Source organism: Caballeronia sp. TF1N1 (assembly GCF_022878925.1).
Taxonomy (GTDB): domain Bacteria; phylum Pseudomonadota; class Gammaproteobacteria; order Burkholderiales; family Burkholderiaceae; genus Caballeronia.
The window spans coordinates 607,698-625,580 of sequence record NZ_CP084627.1 but is presented as its reverse complement, the minus strand read 5'-3'; the positions used below and the strand labels follow the sequence as shown (position 1 = coordinate 625,580).

Here is a 17,883-nt window from a genome sequence, read left to right as displayed (position 1 = left end):
GGATAGTCGGTAAATTTAACGAACGTCGCAGCGCCGGCATGTACTGGCTCGCTTCTTGCAACCGCCACGCGAGGCGCGGGCGTTCTCCAATGTTTTCCGATTGCTCGCGCGAAAGGCCAGATAAAAAGGCCAGACAACAGAAAGCGCGAGCACATGCCAGAAAAAACCACGCAAGCCCTGCCCGCCCGCATTCCGACGGGCATCGAGGGAGTCGACGACATTCTCGGCGGCGGATTGACGCCGCATCGCATGTATTTGATCGAAGGTGCGCCGGGTGCGGGCAAAACGACTCTCGCCTTGCAGTTCTTACTCAAGGGCGCGGAAGTCGGCGAGCCAGGTCTTTATGTGACGCTTTCGGAGACGAAGGAAGAACTCGTCGCCGTGGCCGAGAGCCATGGCTGGGACACGAACCGCTTCACCATCATCGAACTTCTATCGGACGAAGGGCTCGACCCGCGTTACGAGCAGACCGTGCTGCATCCCGCTGAAGTGGAACTGGGCGAAACCGTGCGCGATGTCATCGCGCAAGTGGATGAAGTGAAGCCCGCGCGACTCGTCTTCGACAGCTTGTCCGAGTTGCGCATGCTCTCGCAAAACCCGCTGCGTTATCGCAGACAGATTCTCGCGTTGAAGCGTTACTTCGCGACGCGCGCCTGCACCGTCATGCTGCTCGACGACAACACGTCCGAGCCCGGCGATCTGCAGTTGCACAGCATCGCGCACGGCGTGCTGTGCCTCGACAATCTCGTGCACGACTACGGCGGCGAGCGCCGGCGCCTGCGGATTGCGAAGATGCGCGGCATCAAGTTTCGCGAAGGTTTTCACGACATGACGCTGAACACCGGCGGCATTGAAGTCTATCCGCGTCTGATCGCGTCTGAACATCACGCCGATTTCTCGGCAAAGCCGCTCAGCACCGGCACGGCCGGGCTGGATGCGCTTCTCGGCGGCGGCCTCGTGCCAGGCACCAATACGCTCATCGTCGGGCCGTCGGGCGTGGGCAAGACGACCACCGTGACCTCGTGTCTGCTCGCCGCGCTCGAACGCGGCGAGCCGTGTGTCTACTATCTTTTCGATGAGACGCGCACCACGCTTTTGCGGCGCTCGACGAGCCTCGGCATCGATCTGCGGCCGCATCTCGACAGCGGCTTGCTGAACTTGCGCCAGGTCGATCCCGCCGAAATATCGCCCGGAGAGTTTACGAGCAGCGTGCGACAGAGCGTCGAACAGGGCAACGCGCGCTACGTTGCCATCGACAGCCTGAACGCGTATCTGCAAGCGATGCCCGGCGAGCGCTACCTGCTCCTGCAAATGCACGAACTGCTCACCTATCTGAACCAGCGCGGCGTCATCACGATGCTGGTGCTGGGGCAGCATGGAATCATCGGCGAAATACAGAGCGACGTGGATATCAGTTATCTCAGCGACGTGGTCCTGCTGTTTCGCTACTTCGAGCGTCAAGGCGAAGTGCTGACGGCGCTGACCGCCGTGAAAAGCCGCGCGAGCGGCCATGAGCGCTCGATTCGTCAATTTCAGCTGGGCGCGGGCGGGCTGAACGTCGGCGAGGCATTGCGCGACTTCGAAGGCATTCTGAGCGGCCTGCCTTCGTACAAGGGCGGCACGGCCATGCTGGTTCCCGACACCAGTCACGCGGGCTCCTCGGGGAACTAGCGCCATGGAGTTTCGCGTTCTGATAGTGGCGCCATTCGGCCGCGATGCCGACGTAATCGCCGATGTCCTCGCATTCGATGACCGCGATTGCTTCGCGTGCGCCGATTCGGTTTGCCTCACCGCCGAACTCGACCGCGGCGCGGGCACTGCCATCGTCACCGAGGAATCGCTCAAGAGCGACAACGGCGAAGTGCTCGCCGCCTGGATCGACCGGCAACCGGCGTGGTCCGACTTTCCCATCATTCTGCTTTCAGGACGCGCAACCGAACGGCGCTCGGCCGCGAGTATCGACATGCTGGAGCGTCTTGGCAACGTGCTCGTCCTCGAACGTCCGCTGAACTCGGAGACCTTGCGCCGCGCGGTGATGTCGTCGCTCCGGGCGCGTGCGCGCCAGTACGATGCGCGCCGGCATCTCGCGGAGTCGGAGCAGCATCTGATCGCGCGCTCGAAGGCGCAGGAAGCGCTCGAACGGCTCAACGACTCGCTGGAAAGCCGTATCGCCGAGCGCACCCAGGAACTGGCATCGGCAAATAATCGCCTGATGCGCGAAATCCACGAGCGCGCCAAGGTGCAGGCCGTGCTCGTGCAGTCGCAAAAGATGGAGGCGCTCGGGCAATTGACGGGCGGCATCGCGCATGACTTCAACAATCTGCTGAATGTCATCATGGCGAACGCGGAATTGATCGCGCGAATCAGCAGCGACGAGCGCGTGCGCAAAATGGCCGCGACGACCAAGCGCGCCACCGAACGCGGCGCCAAGCTCACCGCGCAGTTGCTGACGTTTTCGCGCACCAGCAATCTCGATTTGAAAGCGGTCAACGTCGCGTCGCTTTTGCAAGGCATGCGCGACATCATCTCGATCTCGCTCGGCTCGTCGATCGCGTTCACCACGACCTCCGATTCCGAAGACCTCTGGACCCAGGCGGATGCCAATCAGCTGGAACTGGCCGTCCTCAATCTCACGATCAATGCGCGCGACGCCATGCCCGGCGGCGGGCGCCTAACGATCCACGCGGGCGAGCGCCCCGCGCCCGACGAAACCTTCACGGCTGGACGCTACGTGGTCATCCGTGTGAGCGATTCGGGCTCGGGCATCGAGCCAGGCGTGCTGTCGCGCGTGTTCGACCCGTTCTTCACGACCAAACCAGTCGGCAAAGGGACGGGGCTCGGCTTGAGCCAGGTCTACGGCATCGCGCGGCAGGCGGGCGGCGTGGCGCGTATCGAAAGCGAACCGAGCAAAGGGACGAGCGTCGAAATCTGGTTGCCGCTGGGCGCGAAGGATTTGCAGGAAGCCGACGTTGCGCTCAAACCCGAGGACAGCGCATCGGGCGCGAAGCGCATCCTCGTGGTCGAAGACGACGAAGACGTGCGCGAGATGCTCGTCGAATGTCTGCAGACGCTCGGCTATTCGGTGACACACGCCTGCGACGGCCCCAACGGCCTCAAGCGCCTGCCACTGGACCATCCCGATCTGATGATGGTCGACTTCGCGATGCCCGGCATGAACGGCATGGAGGTGATCGCGAAAGCGCGTGAACTTCGTGCCGATCTGCCGGTGATCCTGGCAACGGGCTATGCGGACGTCGATGTATCGAAGATCAAGGAAAAGCGCTTTGCCGCGCTGCGCAAGCCGTTTCAGCTCGATGAACTCGCGCGCACGGTACGTATTGCGCTGGACAACTGAAGCCGCCGCGACAACGTGACGATTGAACGGCGTTGAACGCTACTCGTGGATCGTATAACGATTCTGCGGGCCGCCCGTGTAGAGACCCTTCGCCAGTTCGAGAATGCGTTCGCGATTACGGTCGAACGTGGCGAGCAGCGCCATCTCACCCGTGCCCATGCCGGGATTCAGCGCGGCAAGCGTCTTGTCCTCGACCAGAAAGCTGATCTCGCGCTTGCTGTCGTAACCCCAGAAGCACACGCCGTGTCTTGCGGCGTCGTAGCTGCGGCTGGGGTTCGGGAAGTTGAGGACTTCCGCGGGTTTTCCCATCTAGACACCCGGGCCCACGTAACGCCATTTGCTCGCGTTGACGTCGATAAGCGCGTCATTGTCGCGGCGCTTTTGAGCGCGCTCGCTGTCCGCGTTGCTCAGCGCCGACGCACGCGACTTCTGCGCGATCGTATATTCGCTTTGTTTGACGGCCACGGCGGGATTGACTTTGGGTCTCGTTGTCATGCTGGTTCCAGTCCGGAAAGAGAAAACATCGGGACTCGGTGGTGGGCGTCTGACTTCCACTTCAATGGCGAAGTCAGAATAGAGCGTCGTCTCGCCATGCACCGAGGACAGCTTGAACGAATGTCGCGCTAAGGCTATTTCTTCTTCACGGATGCGCTGGCTTCCGCGCTTTTCTTGGGCGTGGCCCACGATACGGCCGCTGCCGGCGACTCTACTTTCTTCGGCTGTTTGGGCTTTTTAGCCTCTTTATTTCCGCGTACCTGACCTTTTGCCATGATCCTGCTCCCCGACTTGCACAGACGCGAAGGCGACTGCTGCGCCACATAGTGTGGGCGCTTTCGGAGGAACTGTCGCGATTTATTTTTTTACCGGCAGTTTTGAGAGAGTGGAAGCACGGCTCGAAGCCTTTTCGAAGCTTTTATAGCATGCCTTAATATCAAGCCGAAACAGCCTCATTCTGCTTGCTCCTCCCCGATACCGTTTGCTTTTCGCTCGCTTTGAGCGCATGGTGAGGCAGCATCACTACACGTTGAAACTGCCCTGATCCGCATTTGTCCAGTACTGGCGGCATCGCTTATCGAGCAAGTTTTCTGACTGTCATTTCACGAGACACGTCGCACCAAGCCGCGTGCATTTGACAACGTGTTCGCGTTTCATGGCGAGCAGACCTTCGACGAGTTGCCGGTCTCGAAAGAGCCGGTATAGGAAGAACTTCGCTGGCGGCGCGAAACCAGCCAAAGCCAGTTTTCCGACAACGAAGGTGAATCTATGTGGACCTGCATACGATGCAGCGGCAGGATCTCGCGCGCCAAGGCCGAAGCTAGCGTCGACAGCTTCGGCTGCTATTTCATCTGCAAGGTATGCTCGCGCCGTAATACGCTCGTGGATGTCTCGCTTCCCGCCGGGCCGACCCTGCTTGCGCAGGCGCCCGACAGAAAACCGCGCTGGGTTGCCCGGCCGGCTATTCTGTTTTCATGATCGCGGTCAGGCGCCGCACGCTAGCGTCAAGAAATCAGCGCGTCATTGCGCCGGCGTGTCCGGCGCGAGTTGCACGCCCTTCTTGAAGATGAAGCAGCCGTAGCCGCGCGCTTCGCTCGTCTGAATCACGCAATAAGCCTGTTTGGCGCGCTCGTAAAAAGCAAAGCGCTCGACGGGCGCGAGCGGAACGGCGCGGCCTTCGGCGTCGTCGACTTCGCGTTGTACTTCACGCTGTACGGCAGGCAGCGCATCCGGGTCGCCGACCACTTCCATGCGCTCGGCGGGATGATCGACGAACGTATCCAGCGGCAGCACAGACAACACGGCCCGCACCGCACGCGGCGCGTTGATGCCGTCGAGACGCAGCAACTGTCCGCGCACGGTCTGACGCGCGACGGAATCGCCGGGAAAGTTGGCGTCGCAGATGACGACTTCATCGCCGTGGCCCATCGCGCAGAGTGCGTGGAGGATGTCGGCGTTGAGCAAGGGATCGAGATTCTTCAGCATGTTCCTGTCGTTCTCCGTGGACATTGAAACCGGGTTTGCCGACGTATGGTAACCGCGTGGGACGACTCGTCGGCAACTTCAAGGCACGAGCAGGTCGCCTTCGCGCCGGACTTCCGCGCCCGCGATGCGCGCCACCAGCATTCCCGCCGTCGCGAACCGCGTCCAGTGCCGCGCGTACAGCACGCCGTCGCTCTGCGCGATGAGCGGCACGAGCTCGTCATGGAGCGGATCGAGCACTTCAGCGACGACATCGCCCGCGCGCACTCTCTCTCCAACCTCGCGCGCATGCAGAATCACGCCGGAGATCGGCGCGTGAAGGTATTCGCATCCGGCAAGCGGCGTCGGCGGATTGGTGAGCGCGGGCAGCGCGGGGGCAGCGCCCGAAATAAAACCCGCGTGCGTCAGATAATCGACGATTGCCTGTGCATCGCGCGAGGCGGTTTCGCGCGATACGTCGCGCACGCCGCGCAGTTCGAGAGTGACGGTTGCCGCGCCCCGAGGAATGGGGAAGCGTCCGGCGAACGCGTCACGCAGATAACGCCACGCCGATACGCACGCTTCGTCGAACGGCTCGCCGCCCGAAACGTCCGCGAGCAATTGCGCCTCGCTGCCGAGATAGCGCGCAAGCGATTCGATCCGAACCCAGGCCTCGGGCGTCGTGTAGAGATGCGCGACGGCTTCCCAGTCGCAATGCATGTCGATGATGAGATCGGCATCGCAAGCCAGCGTCATTAGCGCGATGCGCTGCGATTCGAGTTCGGTCGCGGGCTCGAGCGCCGCGAACGCATCGCGCAAGGCGGCGCGGATGGCGCGGGCGTTGTGCGTTTCATCGCCAGTCAGGTGTTGCTTGAGTCCATCGACGAGCCCCGGCCCAAGCGCGGGAAAGCGCCGGTTGAAATCCTGTCCGGACTGCATGTCGAAGCGGCCCATTTGCGTGCCGAACCAGTGCTGATTGAGCCCGGCCGGATTCGCCACGGGCACGAGCACGATCCGCGCGTTCAGGCGCCCCGCCGCTTCCAACTCCGCGAAATGCCGCTTGAGATACCACGCGACCACCATGCCCGGCAGTTCGTCGGCGTGCAGCGACGCCTGGATATAGACCTTCGGCCCATGTTCCGCGCCGAAGGCGTAGCTCGTGATCGCGCGCCCCGTTCCAGGCGAAGCGGCGACGAGCGGATGGTGCGTGATCTGCATCGAATGAATTGCCTCGTAAAAAGAGAAAGGCACCGCAAGCGATGCCTTTTCGGTCGACACTCGGAACGCTAAACGCCAGGGCGCTTACTGAATCGAGATATCGGTGGCGAAATACTTCGCCATGATGCGCTTGAACGTGCCGTCCTTCTTGATCGCGTCGAACGCCTGGTCCAGGCCGTTCTTCAGATCGGCGTCGCCCTTGCGCAAGCCGATTGCCGTGCCCGGACCGATGATCGCCCGGTCTTCGACAATCGGCCCGACGAGCGCGAACGCCTTGCCTTGCGGCTTCTTCAGAAAGCCGATGGCGGCTTGCGCGGCATCGGTGAACATGGCGTCGATACGGCCCGCGACCAGATCGTTCTCGACCTGATCCTCATCGCCGTAAGGCACGACGGTCACACCCTGCGGTTCCCACTTCACGCGCGCGTAGTGTTCCTGCACCGTGCCCTGTTCGACGCCGACGCGTTTGCCCTTGAGCGCCTGCGGCGTCGGCAGAATGCCCGAGCCCGCGCGCGCGACGAGTTGCGCGTGGGTATCGTAGAGCGGCTGGGTGAAATCGATCTGCTTCAGGCGTTCTTCGGTAATGCCCATGTCGGACAACACGGCGTCGAACTTGCGCGCCTTGAGGCCGGGAATCATGCCGTCGAAACTGTTTTCGACCCACACGCATTTGACCTTCATCTGCGCGCAAAGCGCATTGCCGAGGTCGATGTCGAAACCGGCCAGCTTGCCATCCGCCTGCTTGGATTCGAACGGCGGGTAGCTGGGATCGACGGCGAAGCGGATCTGCGTGAGTTCCTTGGCGTGAACGGAAACCGAGGTGACGGCGAGTGCTGCGAGCATCGCGGAGAAAGCGAACGATGCGGACTTGCTGACTGACTTCTTGAACGACATTCCAATCCTTCGAGACTTGCGGTGAAAATCGACGCCGGAGCGATTACTGCCAAGCGCGTGACGGGTCGACGAAACCCGCGGCGCGCGCCGGAAAACCGTGAATGGTAGCAAAACCGCATGCGTCGATGCTCATGGCACGACGGTCAGGAACAGGAAGGCCGCGAAGATCACCAGATGCACGACGCCTTGCAGCACGGTCGAGCGCCCGGTGCCGAGCGTGATCACGGAGACGAGCAGCGTCACCGCGAGCATGGTGATCTCCTTCGGCGCGAGCCCGAGGGAGATAGGCTGGCCGATGAGGATCGACACGATCGCAACCGTGGGAATGGTCAAACCGATGCTCGCGAGCGCCGAGCCTAGCGCAAGGTTCAAACTCGTTTGCAGCCGGTTTAGACGCGCCGCGCGCAATGCCGCGAGACCTTCGGGCAACAAAACGAGCGCGGCGATCACCACGCCGACGACCGCCTCGGGTGCACCGGCTGCCGCGACGCCCGCCTCGACCGCAGGCGACAAGAGCTTCGCCAGCCCGACCACGGACAAAAGCGACAGCACAAGCAAGCCGAGCGCGGTCCATGCGGCGGCGTTGGTCGGCGGCGGCGCGTGGGGCACGTCGTCTTCGGTGGCGGTTAGCTTGACGACATCCGGCACGGCTTGCAAAAAGTAGTCGCGATGCCGGATGGTCTGCACGAACACGAACACCACATACAGCACGAGCGATATCACCCCGACGAACACGAGTTGCGAAGTGGACAAGCCCGGTCCCGGCACGGTGCTCGTGAAGTTCGGCAGGACGAGCGTGAGCACGGACATGGCGCAGAGAATGGCAAGCGCGGCGCTTGCGCCCTGCAACTGAAAATCCTGCACGTGATGCCGCATGCCGCCGATCAGCAGACACAGCCCCATGATCGCGTTGCTGCAAATCATGATCGCGGCGAACACGGTGTCGCGCGGCAAGCCGGCTTTTTCGGGGCCGCCGGACAGCATGACGGAGACGATCAGCGCGACTTCGATCACCGTCACCGCGATGGCCAGCACCAGCGTGCCGAACGGCTCGCCGACGCGATGCGCGACTACTTCGGCATGATGCACGGCCGCGAACACCGCGAACGCCAGCGCGATGGCGGCCAGCGCCATGAGCGCGGTGTTGTGAACGAGCGCGGTGGCCACAAGCACGACGAGCGCGAGAATCGGGGTGATGACGGTCCAGTCGAACTTGAGTTTCAATGGGCGCTCCATGCGAATCAGGTAAAGGGGTCGTCGGTTCATGGCGAAGTGCCACCATGTCCGACCCGCCTGCGCGACGAAGGTGCGCTGCAAGGGCGATGAAAGCGCCGTGACAAAGGGCCGCGGTCCATCGGCATGATAGCGAAAACGCCGCGCGGCGCGAGACTGTCGAAGCGAGCGCTGCGCTCGGCTTCGTGCTGAAGCATTGGCGTATTTGTCGGAGAATAAGCACTGTTGCCGATTGCCCCGTCGTCAGCGGCCTTGCCGCCAAACCGTCTCAGGAAACGGAGATCCATGCTCGTCGCGCCCAAACCCCCGACCGAAGCCGCCCGGCTCGCCACGCTGCGCTCGCTGAATATCCTCGATACCCCGCCGGAAGAGCGCTTCGACCGTCTCACGCGCCTAGCGCGGCGGCTGTTCGGCGTGCCGATCGCGCTCGTGAGCCTGATCGATGAGAATCGGCAGTGGTTCAAGTCGTGCATCGGTCTCGATGTGCCGGAGACTTCGCGCGATGTGTCGTTCTGCGCGCACGCCATTCTGCATGACGACGTGTTGATGATTCCCGATGCGCGCATCGATACGCGCTTCCATGACAATCCGCTCGTGACTGGCGCGCCCGGCATTCGGTTTTACGCGGGGCATCCGCTGACGGTGCCCAATGGCAGCAAGTTGGGCACGCTTTGTCTCATCGATACCCGTCCCCGCGAATTCGACGGCGAAGAGCGCAGCCTCTTGCGCGATCTCGCGCATATCGCGGAACAGGAGATCGCGGCGATCGAACTTGCAACCGTCGATGACCTGACGCTCATTGCCAACCGTCGCGGTTTCGAAGCGCTAGCGCGGCATGCGCTCAATATCTGCAAACGGCTCGATCGGCGCGCGTCGCTGCTGTTCTTCGATCTCGACGATTTCAAGCGCATCAACGACACCTTCGGTCACGCGGAAGGCGACCGCGCGCTCGTCGCTTTCGCCGATGCCTTGCGCGCTTCGCTGCGTGCAAGCGATGTCATCGGCAGGCTTGGCGGCGACGAATTCGTCGCGCTCCTGACCGACGCGAGCGACGAGGAAGCCGCCCACGCGCTCGAACGTCTGCGCGCAAAGCTGGCTGCGCACAATGCTTCGGCCACACGTGGTTACGAGATTCGCTTCAGCGTTGGACAGACGCAGTTCGATCCCGCGCAGCATGCGAGTTTCTTCGACCTTCTGATTGAAAGCGACAGCAAAATGTACGCGCATAAGGCCGAGAGGAAGAACGCGGCGCGGCATTAAAAAACGCGGACGGTCGAGATGACCGGTCCGCGTCTTTTCACTCAAACCACGCCTCGAACGCTCAGGAAACCAGTTCGGCGTTCAGCGTAATCTTCGCGTTGCCCGCAAATAGCTTCGACACCGGACAGCCTTCCTTCGCGGCTTGCGCGGCCTTGTCGAATGCAGCCTTGTCGGCGCCGGGAATCTTCGCCTTCAGATCGAGTTGACACGCGGTGATGGTGAAGCCTTCGCCGTCTTTATCGAGCGTGACGGTCGATTTCGTTTCCAGGCTTTCGGCCTTCAGACCCGCGAGCTCGAGTTGCAGCGAAAGCGCCATCGTGAAGCAGCCAGCGTGCGCCGCGCCGATCAACTCTTCCGGGTTCGTGCCCGGACCTTCCTCGAAACGCGACTTGAAGCCATACGGCGCTTCGTTGAGCACGCCGGTTTGCGTCGAGATGAAACCCTTGCCGTCCTTGATGCCGCCGCTCCACTTCGCCGATGCTGTCTTTTGCATGAAAGTTCTCCAGAGATGGGGTGAAATTGCGTTGACTGGCGCCAATGGCGCGTGACGCATGCGGCGCTGAGTTCGCACGCGCCGTGCCTGACGCTCGATGACGGGTGCTGTCGGACGCGGCGCATCCGCTTGTGTTTGCTCCTGGACGCCGCGCCTGCCCTATCGTAGCGGATCGCCGGCGCATGCGCAGACGGCGTGCAACATGCGCTTCATGCCCCGATGCAACATCGCGGCAATTTCATTCATATGGTCAAAAAGAGGCGCATCCCTTAGCATGACTGCCTCCCGGCTCAACCTGACCGACACATGAACGTAACGGCACGACTTGACGAGCGCGCGTCCTGACATGGGACCGCTGACAGAACGTATCGACGAAGACAGAACGCTGCCCGAACGTGTCGACGTGGTCGTCGTGGGCGGCGGCGTGATCGGCATCAGCACCGCGCGCTCGCTGGCGGCCAAGGGCTTGTCGGTGGCGGTGTGCGAGAAAGGGCACATCGCGGGCGAGCAGTCGAGCCGCAACTGGGGCTGGTGCCGCGCGACACATCGCGACCTGCGCGAGCTCGAACTCAGTCTCGAGAGTCTGAAGCTGTGGCGTCGTATCGATGAAGAATTCGGCATCGACACCGGCTTTCGCGAGTGCGGCATCCTCTATGCCGCCGACGACGCCAAAGCACTCGCCGATCACGAAGCGTGGCTCGCGCGCGCGGTCGCAAAAGTCGGCCGCGACGCGCTCGACTCGCGCATCATCTCCGCCGATGAAACCGCCGCGCTGATGACCGGCGCGTCACGCCGCTTCGCGGGCGGCATCTACACGCCCGGCGATGGCCGCGCCGAACCGCAACGCGCCGTCCCGGCGATGGCCGCCGCGCTGCGCAAGCGAGGCGTCAAGATACTCACGCCCTGCGCCGTGCGCGGCGTGGAAACGAGCGGCGGCAAGGTCAGCGGCGTGGTGACGGAATACGGACGGATCGCGTGCACGAGCGTGGTGGTCGCGGGCGGCGCGTGGACGCGGCTCTTCGCGGGCAACCTCGATGTCGATGTGCCACAGCTCATGGTGCGTTCGTCGGTCATGCGCACGGCGCCGCTCGAAGGCGGTCCCGACGTGAGCGCGTGCAATCACGCGATGGGTTATCGCAAGCGGCTCGACGGCGGCTATACCATCGCCAACGCGTTCCGCAACTACAGCGACATCACGCCCGACAGTTTCCGGCTGTTCTTCAAGTTTTTGCCCGCGCTCAAAAGCCAGCTCGGCGCGCTCAAGCTCGGCTTCAACGCGCGCTTCTTCGAGGAACTACGCCGTCCGCGCCACTGGCCGCTGAATCGGCCGACGGTATTCGAGTCCGTGCGCACGCTCGACCCCGCGCCTGTCGAGGCCTTCAACCAGCGCGCGCTCGACGAATTTCGCGCGGTTTTTCCGGCGCTTGGCGCGGTGAAGGTCGAGCAGTCGTGGGCCGGCTATATCGATGTAACGCCCGATGCGGTGCCGGTCATCTCGGGCATCGACGGAACGCCCGGGGTGTTCATCGCCACGGGATTTTCGGGGCATGGTTTCGGCATCGGTCCGGGTGCGGGTCGGTTGATGGCGGATATCGTCGCGAACGACATCCCGCTCGTCGACCCGCGCGCCTTCCGTCTGTCGCGCTTCTTCGACGGCAGCAAGATCGAGCTCGACGGCGGGTTCTGAGCCGGCGAATTTTGAACGCGCCGCGCCATGCCTACATCGACTCGCAGCACGCGCTAACATACCGGTTTTGCTGTTTTGTCCTTTCCGGGCGCGCGCATGCATCGCCCTGTATTCGAGGTTTTTTCATGGCAACCACGCCTGTTTTGTATGTCGATGTCTGGTCGGACTTCACATGTCCTTTCTGCTACCTGGAAACACCGGTGCTCGATCAGTTCGCCAAGGCGTATGGCAACGCAGTAGAGCTTCGCTGGCACGCGTTCGAACTGCGTCCCGAACCCACGCCGCTGCCTGATCCGAATAGCGAACAAGCCCAGGACGCCTGGGAAAACTCGGTGGTTCCGCTTGCCGAGGAGCGCAACATGTTGATGCGTCCGCCGCCCGTCGCGCCGCGCAGCCGCAAGGCGTTCGAGACCGCGCTTTTTGCGCAGGAATCGGGGCGCTTCGATATCGTGCATCGCGCGATCTTCAAGGCTTACTTCGAGGAAGGTATCGATATCGGCGATCCGGACGCGCTCATCGATATTGCCGCGACATGCGGCATCGACCCGGAGTTGCTCGAAGAAGCGCTCGACGAAGGCACCTACACGGACCTCGTGATCGAAGACGAAGAGTTCGCCAAGCAACTGGGCGTGAGCGGCGTGCCGTTTGCCGTGCTGTCGCGCGAAGCCGCGCCGGGCAAGGAACCGCCGCCGCCCATCGCGTTGCGTGGCGCCGCGCCGATTCAGCACTTCGAGAATGCGGTCGAGCGATTGTTTCCGGATGGCTTTCCGAGTTGATCTTCGAGGTAAGCGGGCGATGCGGGGCTGGCATGCGCTCGGCCACGACGCCGGCGACGCGCAGGCTCGCGAATGTCAGCTCGGCAAAGCGCAACGGCCGACGCCCCGTCTAACCATGCTCCGCCATGAACGACTTCAGCGCAATACGCTGCGCCGGTTCGAGCGATTCGAATTCAAGCCCATAAGCGGCGCTTTGCGTCGATGCATCGAAGTCGCCGACGTGACGCACGATGGCGATGGTATCGACCTGAACATCGACGCCGTCCGTCGCGAATCGAAACGAGAGTGCGAGACGATCGCCCACGCGCGCGTTCGGCGTCGCGACAGTCAAAGACATGCCGTAGGGACTGATGTCGCTCACGCGACCCGGCTGTTTGAGCGCGCCCTCTTCGCCTTCGATGGCAAAGCATGCCGCCATGCGCGTTGGCATGCGGACGAACTTGCGCGTGCGCAGGCGGCGGATCGTACCTGGCGCCGATAACACCACATAACTGAACGGCTCGCGGCAAAGCGCATCAACCGTACACGCGAAGCGGAACACGCCCTTTCCCGTCAGCGCGACGAGATCGACCAGTTCGCCACGCGTGAGGTCCAGCGGATCGAAGCCCGTCATGAGCGGCTGAGTGACGAAAAGCGAACGCTCGCCATTGCGACGTGCATTCGAAAAACCGATTACGCGACTCGCATACATCGCCGAACCCGAACCGCCTGTGACACGCACGCCAATCCGGCCGCCGATCGACAAACCCAAGTCGTCGAGAACGAGCGTTTCCTCACTCGGCTCTTCCGGTTTTCGTCGAGGCGCCGCGTCGCCGGCAGTCCGGTGCGGATCGAACTGCCTGAAAATGAAATCGCGCGTCGCTTCGTCGGGAATCAGGGTGCCGGCTGCAAAAAGCGGCGTCCCATCGGCGGAAACGATCGCCCATCCGAGCGGCGCGCCCGGCACGATGTCGGCAGATTGAAGACGCACGATGGCCTGTCGTGCGTCAACGGCGGAGTCTTCGATCATTTATCGGACGATTCTTAAGTGTTTTCGCAATCGTCTCCGGTCGCGGAATCGCCGTCAAGTGCTACGAAGCAAAATTTACGTTCGCGCACTAATTGAATAACTGCTGTGCGCCCTCTTTGCCGTCGTGACACAAAAAGTTTATGCGCATAAATCTTTTTAACGCGCTATTACGCCAGCATTCGCGTGGCGATTCGCTTCAGTGGGAGCCAAAACGCTTTGTATTGCCCCGAGCACTTGCGGCACGTCAGGCGGCGCTCCGCCATCACCGACAGAGACCGAACGGCCAGGTTCGTGGATACCGAAATGCTCGCGCGATGTCGCCGCGAACAGCATAACGGTGCGCCGCTGCAAAGCATGTGCGAGATGGACGAGCCCGGTATCGGTTCCGACGACCAGTTCAGACGCCTGAATCCAGTGCGCGCATTCCTCGACGCTCAGCTTCGGCAGCACGAGCGCCTGCGGCACGAGTGCGGCAACGGCCTGCGCTTCGCCGCGCTCGCGCTCCGTGCCCCACGGCAACGCAATCTGATAGCCGCGCTCGACGAGCCAGCGCCCGACTTCGGCCCAGTGATCCTTCGGCCACTTCTTCACATCGGCGGAGGTCGCGTGGAACAACATGGCGATGGGCGCGCCGCTGCGTGGAATGCCGAGGTCATGCGTAGGCTCGGGAAGTCGAAGATCGTAGTCGGGCGTTTCCTGAATCTCGTAGCCCAGCGCATCGGCGACGCTCACGCGCATGCCGCGCCAGGCGTCGGTGTGCGGACGCGGACCGAAGCGCGCGTTGTATGCGAACGCCGCGCCACGCTCGCCAAGGTCCTGATTCAGATAGCCGTAGCGCCGCCGCCCACGCGCTATGAACGCGATGATCGCGCTCTTGTACACGCCATGAATATCGACGATGACGTCGTATTTCTCGGCGCGCAACTCGCTGATGGACCCCGTGATTTCCTTGAGATCGTTCCAGTTGCGCGCCTTCTTGAACTTGCGCAAAGGCGCGCTCAGCACGCGGTCGACACCCTGACTCCAACGGATGATGTCAGCGAACGCGGCGTCGGCGGCCCAGTCGACCTTCGCGGATGGAAACGCCCGCCGCAAGTCGGAGACAACCGGCAGCGTTTCGACGATATCGCCGAGAGACGTGACTTTGACGATCAGAATTCGCTTCATCGACAGACCTGGATGCACCGGTGTGTGCGGCTCGATGCCGCGCCGGAAAAACAGCGATTCTAAAGAATTTGTCGCGCCACGGCTGTCAGCGTTTGTAAGTCCGCCGTCGCGTCACGTCTTCGGCGCTTAAACGGCGTTACAGGGTCTTGGCCGAAAACGTATCGCATTGACGGATATCGCCGGACGACAAGCCCTTGCGCAACCATCGCTGCCGTTGCTCGCTCGATCCGTGCGTGAACGCTTCCGGCACCACGCGTCCTTGCGATTGCTGCTGCAACCGGTCGTCGCCAATTGCGCCCGCCGCATTCAAGCCCTGCTCGAAATCGCCCGGCTGAATGAGCTTTGCATTGTCCTGCTGCGCCACCGCCGCCCACACGCCCGCAAAACAATCCGCCTGCAGCTCGACGCGCACCGAAAGCGCATTCGCCTGCGCGGGCGACATGCGCGCGCGTGCGCTATCAACCTTGTCCATGATGCCGAGCACGTTTTGCACGTGATGCCCGACTTCGTGCGCGATCACGTAGGCCTGCGCGAAGTCGCCGCCCGCGCCGAAGCGATCCTTCAACTCGCGATAGAACGACAAGTCGATATAAACGCGCCGGTCGTTCGGACAATAGAACGGCCCCATCGCCGCTTGCCCGGTGCCGCAGCCTGTTTGCGTGCCGCCCGAGAACAGCACGAGCTTGGGCGCCGGATAGTCCTGATTGAACTGCGTCTTGAAGATGTGTTGCCAGGTTCGCTCGGTATTGCCGAGCACGCGACGCACGAACACGGCGCCGGCGTCTTGCGCGGGCGGTGCATTCGACGGCGCGGCTTGCTGCTGCACGGGCGCGTTGCCATGAAGCATTTGCGCGCCGTTGATGATGGTCATCGGATTGATGCCGAAAAAGTACGATGCCGCGAGCGCGACAACTATCGTCCCGATGCCGATCGATCCGCCGCCGACTCTGAATCCGCCGCCTCCGCCGCTGCCTCGCCGGTCTTCGACATTGCTGCTTTCTGCTTCGTCATCGAGGCGCATTTGGGTCTCCTTGCATAGCCGCGCGTGGCGCGTGCTCAAAAGCCATTATGGTACTCGCGCGTCTCGCGAATGAAGTCTCGCGAGGACGTGAAAGTTCGTCGAACAAGCCTGCGTCAATGTGAATCGGACGAGTCTTGATGCAGTGCGGTCGATTGTCGCGTGAAGCAGCCCGCATTCCTGCTCTCGACGTGTCATCCTCCATACCAAAAACAATGCGCTTTCAAGCCATTAGCCTCGATAAACCCTTGAAACCGCGGCATTTGCGCGCAACGCGCATTTCCTGACGCAGCGCAACAGATACGCATAAATGGCGCTACAGTCCGCTCCAGCATTACCGACGTTTCAACCCGCGCATGCCGCACGTTGCAATACGGCACGCGTGAATTTCAAAGCAAAAGTCATCATGCATGCGACTCCCGAAGCAATCGACCTGGCGCGTATCCAGTTCGCGTTCACTGTCTCGTTTCATATCATCTTTCCCGCGCTTTCCATCGGACTTGCAAGCTTCATCGCCGTGCTAGAAGGCGCGTGGCTCAAGACCGGCAAACCCGTCTACAAGGAACTGTGCCTTTTCTGGTCGAAGGTATTTGCCGTCGCGTTCGGCATGGGCGTTGTGTCGGGCGTCGTGATGGCTTACGAATTCGGCACCAACTGGGGCGGCTTTTCGAGTTTCGCCGGTCCGATCACGGGTCCCTTGCTCACCTACGAGGTGATGACCGCGTTCTTCCTCGAAGCGGGCTTCCTCGGCATCATGCTGTTCGGCTGGAACAAGGTCGGCCCGAAAGCGCACTTCGGCGCCACCTTGATGGTGGCCATCGGCACGCTCATCTCGACTTTCTGGATTCTCGCGTCCAATAGCTGGATGCAGACCCCGCAAGGTTTTCGCATCGAAGGCGATCACGTCGTGCCGGTGGACTGGTTCGCGATCATCTTCAACCCGTCGTTTCCGTACCGGCTCGCGCATATGGCGATTGCGGCGTTCATCGTCGCGGCGCTGGTCGTGGCCGCGACGGGCGCGTGGCATCTGCTGAAGGGCCGACGCGATCCGGCCATCAGAAAGACTTTTTCGATGGCGCTCTGGCTGCTGCTCGTCCTGACGCCGATCCAGGCTTTCGTCGGCGACGCGCACGGTCTCAACACGCGCAAGTATCAGCCGGCGAAGATCGCGGCTATCGAAGGTATCTGGGAAACGGAGAAAGGCGGCACCGCGCTCAATCTCTTCGGCATCCCGGACATGGAAGCGGAAACGACGAAGTACGCCGTGCAGATTCCGCATCTCGGCAGCGTGATCCTCACGCATAGCTGGAACGGCGAGATTCGCGGCCTCAAGACGTTCCCGAAAGACGAGCGGCCGAATTCGACCATCGTGTTCTGGAGTTTTCGCGTGATGGCGGGACTCGGCGTCTTGATGATCCTCATGTCCATCGCCGGTTGGCTGCTGCATCGCAAGCGCAAATTATTCGATGCGCGCTGGTTCCATCGCTTCGTGCTGATCATGGGTCCGAGCGGTTTCATCACGTTGCTCGCGGGCTGGGTCACGACCGAAGCGGGCCGTCAACCGTGGGTGGTCTACGGCGTGATGCGCACGGCCGACGCCGTCTCGCCCGTCACCGCGCAGCAGGTCGGCGTTTCGCTGCTCGCGTTCGTGATCGTCTACACGATCGTCTTCGGCACCGGCATCTACTACTTGCTGAAATTGTTGCGTCATGGGCCGGCGTTGCCAGGCGCGCCGTCTCATACGCCCGATTCGTCCGATGGCACCGCGCGCCGTCCGATGAGTCTTCCGCATCAGTCCATCGAAGGAGCTTGAACAT

Annotated in this window: 16 protein-coding genes; 6 read left to right on the top strand and 10 right to left on the bottom strand. The window is 62.2% G+C overall.

The window, feature by feature from the left end; all coding sequences use genetic code 11:
- Positions 1-153 precede the first annotated feature (153 nt).
- Both LDZ28_RS16880 and LDZ28_RS16875 read left to right on the top strand, forming a co-directional pair.
- Complete coding sequence (locus LDZ28_RS16880; RefSeq protein WP_244829552.1) at positions 154-1,671, top strand: ATPase domain-containing protein; 1,518 nt, start codon at positions 154-156, stop codon at positions 1,669-1,671.
- 4 nt (positions 1,672-1,675) lie between these two features.
- Positions 1,676-3,355, top strand: coding sequence for a response regulator (locus LDZ28_RS16875; protein WP_244829551.1), 1,680 nt, complete (start codon positions 1,676-1,678; stop codon positions 3,353-3,355).
- Between the two features lie 39 nt (positions 3,356-3,394).
- On the opposite strand, the gene LDZ28_RS16870 is transcribed toward LDZ28_RS16875, so the two are convergent.
- From LDZ28_RS16870 to LDZ28_RS16845, 6 genes are all read right to left on the bottom strand, one after another.
- Positions 3,395-3,664: a DUF1488 domain-containing protein gene (locus LDZ28_RS16870; RefSeq protein ID WP_244829549.1), complete on the bottom strand. Its 270-nt coding sequence runs from the start codon at positions 3,662-3,664 to the stop codon at positions 3,395-3,397.
- Positions 3,665-4,039, bottom strand: a complete 375-nt coding sequence (locus LDZ28_RS16865; RefSeq protein ID WP_244829547.1) for a hypothetical protein — start codon at positions 4,037-4,039, stop codon at positions 3,665-3,667.
- A gap of 831 nt (positions 4,040-4,870) precedes the next feature.
- On the bottom strand, positions 4,871-5,335 hold the full coding sequence (locus LDZ28_RS16860; RefSeq protein WP_244829546.1) for an RbsD/FucU family protein: 465 nt from the start codon (positions 5,333-5,335) through the stop codon (positions 4,871-4,873).
- A gap of 78 nt (positions 5,336-5,413) precedes the next feature.
- On the bottom strand, positions 5,414-6,529 hold the full coding sequence (locus LDZ28_RS16855) for a succinylglutamate desuccinylase/aspartoacylase family protein (RefSeq protein ID WP_244829544.1): 1,116 nt from the start codon (positions 6,527-6,529) through the stop codon (positions 5,414-5,416).
- Positions 6,530-6,613: 84 nt separating this feature from the next.
- Positions 6,614-7,423 carry an ABC transporter substrate-binding protein gene (locus tag LDZ28_RS16850; protein ID WP_244829543.1) on the bottom strand — a complete coding sequence of 270 codons (810 nt, stop codon included), beginning with the start codon at positions 7,421-7,423 and terminating at the stop codon, positions 6,614-6,616.
- 129 nt (positions 7,424-7,552) lie between these two features.
- Positions 7,553-8,659: a calcium:proton antiporter gene (locus LDZ28_RS16845; RefSeq protein ID WP_370652208.1), complete on the bottom strand. Its 1,107-nt coding sequence runs from the start codon at positions 8,657-8,659 to the stop codon at positions 7,553-7,555.
- A 282-nt stretch (positions 8,660-8,941) separates the two neighbouring features.
- On the opposite strand from LDZ28_RS16845, the gene LDZ28_RS16840 reads away from it, so the two are divergent.
- Positions 8,942-9,916: a diguanylate cyclase gene (locus LDZ28_RS16840; protein ID WP_244829539.1), complete on the top strand. Its 975-nt coding sequence runs from the start codon at positions 8,942-8,944 to the stop codon at positions 9,914-9,916.
- A gap of 61 nt (positions 9,917-9,977) precedes the next feature.
- Here the strand turns inward: LDZ28_RS16840 and LDZ28_RS16835 are convergent, their stop codons facing one another.
- Positions 9,978-10,409, bottom strand: a complete 432-nt coding sequence (locus LDZ28_RS16835) for an OsmC family protein (RefSeq protein ID WP_244829538.1) — start codon at positions 10,407-10,409, stop codon at positions 9,978-9,980.
- A 346-nt stretch (positions 10,410-10,755) separates the two neighbouring features.
- On the opposite strand from LDZ28_RS16835, the gene LDZ28_RS16830 reads away from it, so the two are divergent.
- On the top strand, positions 10,756-12,096 hold the full coding sequence (locus LDZ28_RS16830; RefSeq protein WP_244829536.1) for an FAD-binding oxidoreductase: 1,341 nt from the start codon (positions 10,756-10,758) through the stop codon (positions 12,094-12,096).
- 125 nt (positions 12,097-12,221) lie between these two features.
- Positions 12,222-12,872 (top strand): DsbA family protein, encoded by a 651-nt coding sequence (locus tag LDZ28_RS16825; RefSeq protein ID WP_244829534.1) that lies wholly within the window; start codon positions 12,222-12,224, stop codon positions 12,870-12,872.
- 109 nt (positions 12,873-12,981) lie between these two features.
- Here the strand turns inward: LDZ28_RS16825 and LDZ28_RS16820 are convergent, their stop codons facing one another.
- The 3 genes from LDZ28_RS16820 to LDZ28_RS16810 form a co-directional block, all read right to left on the bottom strand.
- Positions 12,982-13,881: a flagellar brake protein gene (locus LDZ28_RS16820; RefSeq protein ID WP_244829533.1), complete on the bottom strand. Its 900-nt coding sequence runs from the start codon at positions 13,879-13,881 to the stop codon at positions 12,982-12,984.
- A gap of 156 nt (positions 13,882-14,037) precedes the next feature.
- Positions 14,038-15,048 carry a lipopolysaccharide heptosyltransferase I gene (gene waaC, locus LDZ28_RS16815; RefSeq protein WP_244829531.1) on the bottom strand — a complete coding sequence of 337 codons (1,011 nt, stop codon included), beginning with the start codon at positions 15,046-15,048 and terminating at the stop codon, positions 14,038-14,040.
- A gap of 136 nt (positions 15,049-15,184) precedes the next feature.
- The gene (locus LDZ28_RS16810) at positions 15,185-16,069 is read right to left on the bottom strand and encodes a neutral zinc metallopeptidase (RefSeq protein ID WP_244829530.1); all 885 of its coding nucleotides are present in this window, start codon (positions 16,067-16,069) and stop codon (positions 15,185-15,187) included.
- A 403-nt stretch (positions 16,070-16,472) separates the two neighbouring features.
- Between LDZ28_RS16810 and LDZ28_RS16805 the strand changes: the two genes are divergently transcribed.
- Positions 16,473-17,879: a cytochrome ubiquinol oxidase subunit I gene (locus tag LDZ28_RS16805; protein ID WP_244829528.1), complete on the top strand. Its 1,407-nt coding sequence runs from the start codon at positions 16,473-16,475 to the stop codon at positions 17,877-17,879.
- Positions 17,880-17,883 lie beyond the last annotated feature (4 nt).

What these genes read in the sequence shown, in the direction of transcription:
- LDZ28_RS16880 (WP_244829552.1), top strand. Translation starts at nt 154, where the DNA reads ATGCCAGAAAAAACCACGCAAGCCCTGCCCGCCCGCATTCCGACGGGC.
- LDZ28_RS16875 (WP_244829551.1), top strand. Translation starts at nt 1,676, where the DNA reads ATGGAGTTTCGCGTTCTGATAGTGGCGCCATTCGGCCGCGATGCCGAC.
- LDZ28_RS16870 (WP_244829549.1), bottom strand. Translation starts at nt 3,664, where the DNA reads ATGGGAAAACCCGCGGAAGTCCTCAACTTCCCGAACCCCAGCCGCAGC.
- LDZ28_RS16860 (WP_244829546.1), bottom strand. Translation starts at nt 5,335, where the DNA reads ATGCTGAAGAATCTCGATCCCTTGCTCAACGCCGACATCCTCCACGCA.
- LDZ28_RS16855 (WP_244829544.1), bottom strand. Translation starts at nt 6,529, where the DNA reads ATGCAGATCACGCACCATCCGCTCGTCGCCGCTTCGCCTGGAACGGGG.
- LDZ28_RS16850 (WP_244829543.1), bottom strand. Translation starts at nt 7,423, where the DNA reads ATGTCGTTCAAGAAGTCAGTCAGCAAGTCCGCATCGTTCGCTTTCTCC.
- LDZ28_RS16845 (WP_370652208.1), bottom strand. Translation starts at nt 8,659, where the DNA reads ATGGAGCGCCCATTGAAACTCAAGTTCGACTGGACCGTCATCACCCCG.
- LDZ28_RS16840 (WP_244829539.1), top strand. Translation starts at nt 8,942, where the DNA reads ATGCTCGTCGCGCCCAAACCCCCGACCGAAGCCGCCCGGCTCGCCACG.
- LDZ28_RS16835 (WP_244829538.1), bottom strand. Translation starts at nt 10,409, where the DNA reads ATGCAAAAGACAGCATCGGCGAAGTGGAGCGGCGGCATCAAGGACGGC.
- LDZ28_RS16830 (WP_244829536.1), top strand. Translation starts at nt 10,756, where the DNA reads ATGGGACCGCTGACAGAACGTATCGACGAAGACAGAACGCTGCCCGAA.
- LDZ28_RS16825 (WP_244829534.1), top strand. Translation starts at nt 12,222, where the DNA reads ATGGCAACCACGCCTGTTTTGTATGTCGATGTCTGGTCGGACTTCACA.
- LDZ28_RS16820 (WP_244829533.1), bottom strand. Translation starts at nt 13,881, where the DNA reads ATGATCGAAGACTCCGCCGTTGACGCACGACAGGCCATCGTGCGTCTT.
- waaC (WP_244829531.1), bottom strand. Translation starts at nt 15,048, where the DNA reads ATGAAGCGAATTCTGATCGTCAAAGTCACGTCTCTCGGCGATATCGTC.
- LDZ28_RS16810 (WP_244829530.1), bottom strand. Translation starts at nt 16,069, where the DNA reads ATGCGCCTCGATGACGAAGCAGAAAGCAGCAATGTCGAAGACCGGCGA.
- LDZ28_RS16805 (WP_244829528.1), top strand. Translation starts at nt 16,473, where the DNA reads ATGCATGCGACTCCCGAAGCAATCGACCTGGCGCGTATCCAGTTCGCG.